Origin of the sequence: Salibacter sp., from assembly GCF_031581065.1 — a bacterium.
Taxonomy (GTDB): Bacteria; Bacteroidota; Bacteroidia; order Flavobacteriales_G; family Salibacteraceae; genus Salibacter.
Genome location: NZ_JAVLBN010000001.1, coordinates 131,611 through 142,973 on the forward strand (window position 1 = coordinate 131,611; position 11,363 = coordinate 142,973).

10 protein-coding genes are annotated in these 11,363 nt (G+C 35.6%); 8 read left to right on the forward strand and 2 right to left on the reverse strand.

Features of this window, described 5'->3' with window-relative positions; all coding sequences use genetic code 11:
- Nucleotides 1-15 precede the first annotated feature (15 nt).
- On the forward strand, nt 16-1,968 hold the full coding sequence (gyrB, locus tag RI557_RS00560) for a DNA topoisomerase (ATP-hydrolyzing) subunit B (RefSeq protein ID WP_310667364.1): 1,953 nt from the start codon (nt 16-18) through the stop codon (nt 1,966-1,968).
- 54 nt (nt 1,969-2,022) lie between these two features.
- Here the strand turns inward: gyrB and rlmH are convergent, their stop codons facing one another.
- Entirely contained in the window at nt 2,023-2,496 is a 474-nt protein-coding gene (rlmH, locus tag RI557_RS00565; RefSeq protein WP_310681383.1) for a 23S rRNA (pseudouridine(1915)-N(3))-methyltransferase RlmH, read from the reverse strand.
- 60 nt (nt 2,497-2,556) lie between these two features.
- Between rlmH and RI557_RS00570 the strand changes: the two genes are divergently transcribed.
- The 7 genes from RI557_RS00570 to RI557_RS00600 all read left to right on the forward strand — a co-directional run bounded on the left by RI557_RS00570 (nt 2,557) and on the right by RI557_RS00600 (nt 10,294).
- A complete protein-coding gene (locus tag RI557_RS00570) occupies nt 2,557-2,937 on the forward strand; it encodes a DUF4783 domain-containing protein (RefSeq protein ID WP_310667366.1) in 381 nt (126 codons plus the stop codon).
- A gap of 10 nt (nt 2,938-2,947) precedes the next feature.
- On the forward strand, nt 2,948-3,781 hold the full coding sequence (nadC, locus tag RI557_RS00575; protein ID WP_310681385.1) for a carboxylating nicotinate-nucleotide diphosphorylase: 834 nt from the start codon (nt 2,948-2,950) through the stop codon (nt 3,779-3,781).
- Nucleotides 3,782-3,789: 8 nt separating this feature from the next.
- Complete coding sequence (locus tag RI557_RS00580) at nt 3,790-5,604, forward strand: hypothetical protein (protein WP_310681387.1); 1,815 nt, start codon at nt 3,790-3,792, stop codon at nt 5,602-5,604.
- Entirely contained in the window at nt 5,605-6,528 is a 924-nt protein-coding gene (locus tag RI557_RS00585; RefSeq protein ID WP_310667369.1) for a hypothetical protein, read from the forward strand.
- A 1-nt stretch (nt 6,529) separates the two neighbouring features.
- Nucleotides 6,530-8,008 carry a polysaccharide biosynthesis C-terminal domain-containing protein gene (locus tag RI557_RS00590; RefSeq protein WP_310681389.1) on the forward strand — a complete coding sequence of 493 codons (1,479 nt, stop codon included), beginning with the start codon at nt 6,530-6,532 and terminating at the stop codon, nt 8,006-8,008.
- Nucleotides 8,009-8,433: 425 nt separating this feature from the next.
- A complete protein-coding gene (locus RI557_RS00595; protein WP_310681391.1) occupies nt 8,434-9,144 on the forward strand; it encodes an SGNH/GDSL hydrolase family protein in 711 nt (236 codons plus the stop codon).
- Nucleotides 9,145-9,472: 328 nt separating this feature from the next.
- Complete coding sequence (locus RI557_RS00600; RefSeq protein ID WP_310681393.1) at nt 9,473-10,294, forward strand: FkbM family methyltransferase; 822 nt, start codon at nt 9,473-9,475, stop codon at nt 10,292-10,294.
- Nucleotides 10,295-10,510: 216 nt separating this feature from the next.
- Here RI557_RS00600 and RI557_RS00605 read toward each other — a convergent pair.
- The coding region (locus RI557_RS00605) for a hypothetical protein (RefSeq protein ID WP_310681395.1) at nt 10,511-11,363 on the reverse strand (853 nt) is incomplete at its 5' end.

Consider the following 11,363-nt stretch of genomic DNA (forward strand, 5'->3'; position numbering starts at 1 on the left):
ATAGAATTATAGAAAATGAGCGAAGAAAAGAAAGAAAATAAAGATTACTCCGCGGGGAGTATTCAGGTCCTCGAAGGTCTTGAAGCTGTAAGAAAGCGCCCCGCCATGTATATTGGAGATGTTGGTGTAAAAGGATTACACCATCTCGTATATGAAGTTGTAGATAATTCAATTGATGAAGCCTTAGCCGGCCATTGCGATAAAATAACAGTCACCATCAATGAAGACGACTCAATAACCGTTGAAGATAACGGTCGTGGTATCCCAATTGACTACCACGAAAAGGAGAAAAAATCTGCACTTGAGGTTGTCATGACTGTTCTCCATGCCGGTGGTAAATTCGACAAAGATTCTTATAAAGTATCTGGTGGATTGCACGGTGTTGGTGTATCCTGTGTGAACGCATTATCATCAGATTTGCGTGCTGAAGTACACAGAAAAGGTGAGCTTTGGGTACAGGAATACAACATTGGGAAACCAAAAGAGGATGTTAGAAAAGTTGGCGATACGGATCTGACCGGAACAAAAATCAGGTTCAAGCCTGACGAAAATATTTTTCAGGAAACCAGTTACAACTACGAAATTCTCGAGAAACGTATGCGAGAGCTCGCTTTCCTCAACAAAGGAATTCGCATTCGTCTCACTGATCTTCGTGAACTCGATGAAGAAGGTAACCCACGTAGTGAAGAATTTTTCTCTGAAGGTGGTCTCAAAGAATTTGTCCAGTTCCTCGATAAAACACGTGACCCTATCATTGAAGATGTTATCTACATGGACGGTGATCGAGAAGGTATTCCAATCGAGGTGGCGATGGTTTACAACAATTCGTATTCTGAGAACCTTCACTCCTATGTGAACAACATCAGTACTCACGAAGGTGGAACGCACCTCACCGGCTTTAGAAGAGGGTTGACCAACACACTCAAAAAGTACGCTGAAGAATCTGGACTTTTATCAAAACTCAAGTTTGAAATCTCTGGTGATGACTTCCGTGAGGGGCTAACTGCAGTAATTTCAATCAAAGTTGCAGAACCGCAGTTTGAAGGTCAAACAAAGACAAAACTCGGTAACAGAGAAGTTTCAGCTCCTGTATCGCAAGGCGTTAGCGAAATGCTTTCCTACTACCTTGAAGAGCATCCTAAAGATGCAAAAGTCATCGTAGAGAAAGTTATTTTAGCTGCTCAAGCTCGTCACGCTGCCAAAAAAGCGCGTGAAATGGTTCAGCGTAAAACCGTAATGAGCTCAAACAGCTTACCGGGAAAACTCGCTGATTGCGCTTCTAGAGATCCTTTAAAATCTGAGATCTACCTCGTTGAGGGTGACTCTGCAGGGGGTACAGCCAAGCAAGGTAGAGATCGTGATTTCCAGGCTATTTTACCATTGCGTGGTAAAATACTGAACGTTGAAAAAGCGATGCAGCACAAGATCTTCGAAAACGAAGAGATCAAAAATATCTACACAGCTCTTGGTGTTAGAGTTGGAACCGAGGAAGACAGCAAAGCTTTGGACACTTCAAAGTTGCGCTATCACAAGATCGTAATCATGTGTGATGCCGATGTTGATGGATCTCACATTCAAACTCTCATTTTGACTTTCTTCTTCCGCCACATGCGCGAGCTGATTGAAGCTGGTTATATTTACATTGCTACTCCGCCACTCTATCAAATTAAGAAAGGTCAACAATCGTTCTACGCCTGGAATGATGACGAACGTGACAGGCTTTTTGAACAGTTGAAAACCGGTAAAACATCTAATGTAAGTGTACAGCGTTACAAAGGTCTCGGTGAAATGAACGAAGTTCAGTTATGGGATACAACAATGAATCCTGAAAATAGAACGCTGAGACAGGTTACAGTAGAGTCTGGCGCTGAAGCTGACCGTATTTTCTCTATGTTGATGGGAGATGAAGTTCCACCTCGTAGAGAGTTTATCGAGAAACACGCTAAATACGCAAACCTCGATATTTAAGGTAATTGTTAGCAACAATTAAATCCCCTTTTGACGCTATCGAAAGGGGATTTTTTATTCATGATGATAAGGTTCATTGTTTAAAATCGTGTAAGCCCTGTACAGTTGTTCAACAAAAAACAACCGTACCATTTCATGTGAAAAAGTCATTGATGATAACTGTATTTTCCCATCAGCCCTTTGGTAAACACCCTGGCTAAAACCGTAAGGTCCACCAACTAAAAAAACGACTTGTTTGTAACCAGCTACCTGTTGTTTTTCAACAAACCGGGCAAACTTTTTTGATGTGTATTCCTTTCCTCTTTCATCTAACAAGTAAACACGATCACTTGCCAAAATCTCTTTCAAAATAAGTTCACCTTCTTTCTCTTTTTGTTGATCAGTTGATAAATTTTTTGCCCCCTTTACATCAGGAATGATTTTCACATCAACTTTGACATAATGCTGCAAACGTTTTAAAAACAAATCGATACCTTCGTTCAAATAATTTGAGCGGGTTTTCCCTATGGCAAGAATTTTGATTCTCATGAGTGTTAACCAATCAATTAATAGAGTTTTGCTTAATTTAGTGAAACAAAATAGTCGTGTATGAAAACGTCAAAAATACTGTTTATCCTATTTCTGCCCTTCATCTTTGCTTTTACACCAATTGCTGATGAAATTTCTCAAGCTTTCAAATCTGGGAAGGCAAGTAAACTAGCTCCGTATTTCACTAAGCAAGTAGATCTCACACTACTCGATGAAGATGCAATTGTGCCTAAAGCTCAAGCTCAAAAAAAATTACAAACATTTTTTGATCAGAACCCACCCACCGATTTCAAAATCCTGCACTCAGGTAAATCGAAAACCGGGTTAGAATACTCGATTGGAACTCTTTCCACGAAAAACGGAGAATTCAGAGTTTCACTCTACATGAAAAAAGATGGCGGAAAGCTCCGCATTCAACAATTGATGATCGATAAGGATTAACTCCCAAAAAATGAATATTGCTACATTTATCGATGAAGCCATTAAAGAAGATATCGGTGATGGCGACCACACTTCATTAGCCTGTATCCCTTCAACAGCAAAAGGAAAGGCCAAGTTACTTGTAAAAGAAGATGGCGTTTTAGCTGGCATTGAAATTGCTAAAAAAGTCTTTGAAAAATTTGATCCGTCAATCAATCTCGAGTTCAAACTAAAGGATGGTGATTCAATTGAAAAAGGAGATATCGCTTTCACAGCTGAAGGCAGTAGTAGAAATATTTTACAGACCGAGAGGCTCACATTAAATCTGATGCAACGGATGAGCGGGATTGCAACGCTCACAAATCAGTATGTAAAAAAATGTGAGGGCACAAAAGCTAAAATCCTGGATACTCGCAAGACAACTCCAAATTTGCGAGAGTTTGAAAAAATGGCAGTCAAAATTGGTGGTGGACACAATCACCGATTTGGACTGTTCGATATGATCATGATCAAAGACAATCACATTGATTTTGCCGGGGGAATAAAACAAGCGCTCGAAAAAACGCAAGAATACCTCACAAAGAACAACAAAGATTTACGCATTGAAATTGAAGCGCGTAACTTAAATGAAGTTGAAGAAATCCTAAGTGTGGGAATTGGAGATCGTATTATGCTCGACAACTTCAATTATGAAGACACGAAAAAAGCGGTGAAATTAATCGGTTCAAGATATGAAACTGAGTCGAGCGGAGGAATTAATCTCAACACTGTTGGCGAATACGCAAAATGTGGTGTCGATTTCATATCAGTTGGAGCACTAACCCACTCAGCAACCGGCCTTGACCTCAGCTTAAAAGCGATGTAATTATGAACATGAGAACGATTTTAATTACGGTTCTGACCATTATTGTCACTCTTTCAGCATTTCCTCAAAAGCAGCACTATACTGATTTTAAAGAGATTGACTTTTCGCATTTTTGGGATGAAGCGAATGATCCTAATCTCAATCTCGATTCGTTGAACCAACATTTCACCGAGAGTTTTTACAAAAACCACCGTGAAGCTTTTAAAAGCTATTACCTACTCAAGAAACTACTTTACGCCAAGAGCCAGATTCCAAAGAGATGCTGGGAAACTTACAATAGCGTGAACCGAAAAACGATTGATTCTTTCACCAATCATATTATTGCAAGCTGCCCAGATTACAAATCGCTGGCTTTTTTCCTCTATCAGTCAGAGCCACTCGATTACAAGCTTTCAAATGAACGCTATAAAAACGATTCGGTTTATTACACGGTTACCAATACCGGGGGCTTTTCTATTTCTCATCACGATCAGAGCCAGGGAAAGCTAACCGATGTCAACCAGGCGAGCTATGAGGTGGGAATGCCGGCTGGATCTGACCGTCAATATGCCGTTGACTCTGCTATGCTTACTCCTGATGTCAATTTTCTCAACAACCATCGATTTGAGCCGGTTTCATTCGAATTAAACAAGTTTCAAAGAGACCTTTACAACGAGGATGATTACAAGTTTTACTGGCGTCCTGATCTTTGGTACAATCATTTTGATGGTGCTAAAATTGGTGCTGTTTTCAATGGTGGATATATGAATAACATCCACAATTTTGAATTGCGCTTTTTATACAATACAGGTTTGGGTCAGTACGATGTTGCTGATGAAAACACGAATGATTTTGACAAACTGGATATTCAGTTTTTGTATAACACCGCTACTCCGGGATTGTGGCGAGGATCTGAAATGTTTGCTGAGTTGCGCTCAATGTCAGGACTCAAGTTAGCTAAAGGCGGAATGCGATTCAACAGCTCAAATGGAAAAACTTCATTTTTCGGTTTTTATAAACTCAATTACATTCCGGATGAGATCGCATTACAGTACATGCTCATGCCTTACGGCTGGGGAGTTGATCGCGTAAACAGTAATATTCACTTTGGGCTTGACCACAATTATCAATACAACAAAGGATATGGAAACATCAGGCTTGAAGTGGCTACAAGTGCCTTACTCTCTGATTACTCGTACTCCTACATGCAATTTGAAAGTAAGCACGAGCATCGTTTAGGAAAACTACCGGTCAGAACCAGAATTTTTGGTCAAATGGGTTTTGGCGAAGACTGGGCTCCGGAATCGAGTCTTTACCTCTCAGGAGCAAATCCGCTCGAAATGGTTGACAACCCTTTTACCCGAGCCGCAGGTATTGTTCCAGCTGAATTAGCTGAGTTAGGAAATTCAACAAATACATTTCACCATAGCGGAGGTTTGAATTTACGTGGTTATAGCGGTTACCTGGCTCCTTATCAATTTGAAAACGAGGAAGTTGTCAGTAATTATCGCGGAACAAGTGGAGCTGCTTTCAATGCAGAAATACCTTTTACGCAATTATCAAGTCTCAACCCTTTTGATTTAAATGACTTCTTGAATTTTGAGAGTTATCTTTTTGGAGATGCCGGAATCCTGAATGTCAACTCACCTGAAAATGATCTTAAATGGGGTGACTTTAGAGCTGATGCCGGAATTGGAGCAGCTATTAAAGTGAAGTGGGGAAAGTACAATGATTTGTCGCCACTAAATATTCGAGTAGATTTGCCGTTATTCCTCAACAGGCCACCATCTGAAGAGGAATATATTGAAATGCGTTACATCATTGGAATAAGTCAAACATTTTAAGTGTCAGAAAAGGCAAAACAAGCGTATCTCGAGTTTTGTGAGAATAACGAAGTCCCATTTTATTGCAAGCCCACCTGGGTTAAAGCAATGACAAATGGAAACTGGGATGTTTTTGGTTATAAAGAAGCCGGCAAGTATATTGCTTATTTGCCATTAGAGGTAAAGTCTAAATATGGCATTAAAATGGCCATTTCTCCTCAAATGACCACATTAAACGGACTTGTTTACGACTTACCACACAACCTCACAAACTCTAAGTTATTCTCAAAAAAGAGGAAAATCATTGAGAACATAAGCTTTCAGCTTAAAAACTTTCACTATGTGAATTTTTGTGTCGATGAAGAATATTGGCTGCCCTTCAAATGGAATGGTTTTGATGTTAAGCCGATCAACATGTTCTCTTTGAATGCTCACGAACCTCAACAATACCACAAGTCACACAAAACACTTTTCAAAAAGAGTACAGAACATCATAAAATAGTTGATGTAGACTTTGAAACATTTACCTCCTTAAATGAAGCTTCATTTAAAAATCAGGGAGCCAATCTACCCTATGAAAAAGAACGATTAAAAAATGCTCTTAACAAGATAGGGATTGAACAGAATTTTTTGATCAAGGGAATTGAGAATGAAAAGAAAGACATTGTTGCTACAGCTCTTTTTCTCAAAGATCATCAAAAGCTATATTTTTTAGCTTCAGGAATAGATAAAGAGTTATCTATAGCGGGAGATCAAATTCAACTTATAGATTTTGGAATAAGGGAAGCTATAAAAGAACAAAAAGAGTTCTGTTTTTATGGGAGTAACAAATCATCTATAGCCAAATTTTTTGAACGCTTCAGCCCGATACCCAAAACATATTGGAATATTATATTTTCAAAGGGAAAAGGGAAGTTAGTCGAGATAAAAAATCAAATAAGTTGAGATGGGGGTTATTCAAAGACAAACTATAAAAGGTAGCCTGGTCAATTTCTTTGGTGTCTTTTTGGGAGCTATCAGTACCCTATTCATCTATCCACTTAACTGGGAATTATACGGAACAATCCAGTATTGGATTGCAACAGCAGTACTTTTAACACCAATTTTAAGACAAGGAAGCACTTCAATTATAAATAGATTCTACCCATATTTCAAATCGAATAACATAAAGGGATTTCTGGGATTTGTTTTTATTGTAACGGGTATAACGATAACTGCTACTACGATAATAATTATTATAGCTAGTATTGTATATAGCTTCATAAATAAGAGCGAGATAAATGAAATTATCAACAACAACTCAATTTTCATCTACTGTTTAACAATCTTAATGATTGTGAATAATATCCTTCGCCTTCATAGTGCAAATGCTAAAAGAATTACAATCCCAAATATTATAAAGAACAATGGTCTTAAAGTAACAATAATAGTAATCGTATTATTAAGCTATTATAACATAGTCGATCAAGAAAGGGCTAAATCTATACTTATAATCTTTAACCTACTGTCAGTATTAATCTTATTCATTTACTTAAAGAAATTAAAGTTTCTAGATTTAAGTGGATTCAATAAATCTAGCCTCGACAAAAGCATCAAAAAAGAGATGTTTAGATATTGGTACTTTGGAGGGCTAAACTATTTAGGTGTAATACTTGCATATAAGATTGATACATTCATGATAGGGAATATGTTAGAAAAACAAAATGTCGGGTATTATAGTACCTTTTTATTCCTATGTAACATGATGATAATACCAATGACTGCCATTAATGAAATATCTAGTCCTCAAATCTCAAGCTATTTTAATAGCAACAAAATTCAAAAGATAGACGAACTCTATAAAAAAAGCACTCAAAACCTTTTGACAGTAGGGGTTTTAATATTTATGCTCATTTGGTTCAATATAAGAAATATAACATCAATAATGACTAATGGGGAAGAATTGATCCCTTTTATCAATCTAATAATCTTTATTGGTATTTCAAAAATATTTGATCTTTCTACAAGTATAAACAACCTAATTATTGTACACTCTAAATGGTACAGAATTAACTTGCTTTTTTTATTGCTAATGGCAATTATGAATTTATCTCTTAATTATGTTTTAATCAGTAAATATGGAATACTGGGGGCTGGTATAGCAACTACCATTTCAATACTTATTTTTAATGTAATAAAAAGTATTTTCATCTACAAAAAATTAAAAATTCAACCATTTAATAAGAAGTCTGGTTACTTGTATTTAATCACAATCTTAGTCCTTATTTTAGGCCCAGTTATAGAAAATATTAAAATTATAAATGATTGGGTATCATTAATCGTAATTGGTTCAATTTCTAGCTTAATTTACTTAGTAGCAGTCTACTTTTTGAAAATATCTCCTCAATTAAACGAACTAGTCGATAGAAAGTTAATATCTAAGTAAATGGACTTGCAAATTCACTTTTTTTGCAAAATAACGAGAAGGAATTAAGACAATAATTTGTCGAATAACCGGCTTGTTATTATTTTTGTTTCTCCCGAAAAGCTAATTTAATATTGGCTGTATGGTTGAACAATATAAGGAGCTTTTTAAATTTCCTGATAGTTGTGATAATTTGCTATTTTTTAAAAAAAATAATCCATATTTTAGGGAGGAAGGCTTATATTAATGGCTAAGAAGTTTCTATTGTATAAGCTAATATGCGCTGAGAGGATTTGAAATTCCAGCAAATGTGAATACGAGATTGAGTTTAAGAATGAATTAGAATCTTATTATGAGGCTATTTATACTGCTTATGCTAGGGCGTTTCTACTAATTTAGTACATGCTGGAACGGAGTATGCAGTAAAGAAGCAAGACTAATTGTTTATGATAAAGAAGCGAATTACGATTATTGGTTGTTCTGTTGCTTTGAGAGTTAGACCGCCATCAAAAAATCGCGAAGAGAATAAAAACTATGGTCATCTTCTGGAAATTAAATTGAATCAAAAAACAGAACAGGATTGGGAGATTAATAATCTTGGTTTGTCTAGGGCATTAACTGCTGATTTATTGAGAATGAAAGATCAAATCGCAAGAGTTCACTCAGATTATATTATCATCAACATGGGAGCTGTTGATGCACCGAGTAGAGAAATCCCAGTTTGGTATGCCGATAAAATATTTTTAAGAAATGGTAAATATATACAGCCTTTATTTATCTTTTTCTATCGGGTACTAATCAAACGTTTTTTGCGAAAACCGCTTGTTAACTTACGACTTAAAAGATCCTGGACTCCCTTCAGAAAGTTCAAAAGACAGTATAGAAAGTTATTAGACTTTTTATTAACAGATACTTCTGCTAAAGTAATTATATTAGGAATTAATCCGGGGAATCAGAGAATCGAAAAGCAATTACCTAAAACGCTTAAAAAATATAAAAAGTACAATGATTTTTTGCAAAAACTGGCTCAAGAATACAAAATGTCATTTGTGGATTTTTCTGATTTAATATCCGAAGAGCATTTCCCTGATGGAGTTCATTATAACGCTAAGGGCCATCAGTTGGTTGCTAGCCGAATATCACCTCATATTCAATAGTAAAAAAATGAATACAGGAGAAGTTTTTGAACAGATCATTTACTATTGGAAAAAGAAAAACTCCAAAGGAAAAGATGTTAGTGATGTTCTTTTCTCTAAACTTTATCTTCGTTTAAATCAAAACGAAGATAAAAGTAAAGTGGTAAAGAATATTTATTATCCTTTTTTAATTGCTGCCAATAGGTACCCTAATATAATTCAAGAATATTTTGGACTGAATTCTAATAATATATACCCACAGGTATATATCATATTTATTTGATGATTATTTGAATAATAAATAAAATAAATGATTAAATCATTAAGGCATATTAAAACCAGACTGGGGATGGCTAAGAAAGTTAGTAACCTTAACTTTTCTTCAGCTGGAATAGATGATGAAGGATTTTCTTATGTTGAGTATGATGGCTTGAGGTTTCACGGTGAGAAATCCTTTGATAAGGATAAAAAATACTATAAGTTACTTCCACGATATGTTCGAAATAGACTGCCATTTGAGTGTTTTAGAACTGCTCAGGATATTGTTATTCGCTATGTAGAAGGTGGATTAAAATACGGAGGACCAAGAAAACATGATTTCTACAAAGTGAAAGCTGGTGATACAGTTGCCGAAATGGGTGCTTTTCAAGGGTTTTATGCATTAAAAATGTGTAAAACTGTGGGTGAAAATGGAAAAATGATTGCCATTGAACCATTGAAAGATAACTTAAAGTTCCTGAAAAAGAATATTACTTACAATAAGTTTGAGAATCGATGTACAATAGTGCCTAAAGGTGTATGGAAAGAGCAGACGACATTGACTTTTAAAAGAAAAACAACAGATCATCAATCAGGTAGTATCGTGATGGAAAAAGGAAATGAAGATATATCCTTACCAGTGGACACATTGGAGAACATCATGCAAGAAACTCATACGAATGCATGTAATATGATGGTCATTCAATTGAATGGTGTTGAAATTAATGCCTTGAAAGGCCTTAACTCTTTTTATCCGAATAATTTAGCTATTGCTGCAAGATATGATCAACCAGGGGTTGATGCAGTAGATGAAATCACGAGCTTATTAGTAAATCGAGGCTATAAAGTAAATGTTGAGGAAGAGCGATTTATTTTCGCTGCGCTAAAAGAAGGACAAAGTAATTCAAATTAGACAAAATATTATCTGAGGACAAATTATACAGATGTTTCTTCTTTTATAAATAAGAGAATAATATATGCAACCATTATAATAGAGTGGAGAGGAAATGTCATGAAATCGAACCGGTATTGTTTGTCTACAAAAATAGATCAATAAAAATTTAATATTGCGACCTTATAAGAGAGAATTTATTAAACAACAATTTTCTCAGTGAATAACTATGCTGTTTTATGAGATATGCGGAATTGAAGATTTGTATAATAAAGATAAAGCAAAAATAGCCCATGAATCTCCCCATCTTAAATAGCTACTTTTATCCAATTTATTTTTATATTCTCTATAATAAAACCTACCTTGTTCATCATAGAAATGTTTCATAGAAAATTCAACTACCTTCCTCATTAAGTCCTCATAGTCAATTTCATGACTTCTTAGGTAGTGTAGAGTGATGATACTCTGCATACAAGACTGAATATCTATAGGGTATAATTTGTTATGTCTATATTTCGGGATGCCTTCCCTTGTAAATAAATTCTCCACATAAAAATCTGCACCTTTTTTAAGTGTACTTCGTATTTCTTGCTCTTGGTTTTTAAAAAAAGAAACAGGAATTTTACTAAGAGACTCTAATACAAAGCCCGTATGATAGTTATCAATGGTTTTACTTGGATTTACTTCTTCATTACTATAATACCATGAACCATCTAAATTTTGATGTTTCATGGTGAAGTTAATAAGTCTTTTAGCAAACTCTAGGTATTCTTGTTTATTAGTATGACCATAAACTCTACACATTACTGATGCTGCCATCATACTAGCATTATGAACTTTATAATCATCTTCTGTGGTGTAACTTAAGCAAAAGTCCCCTTCAGTATCTTTAGCGTAATTTAAATCTTCAATGAAGAATAAACAAGAGCTATTCGCCACTTCCAGATGTTTATCATCTCCAAATAACTCATATAAATCAAGAAAGGCTTCAGCAACCTGTGATGTTACAGTTGTTCTTGGAATATTTTTTTTCATCAAGTCTCTTGATGGCCAGTTAAATGGTTGTCCCCATGCAAGATTATTTACATAG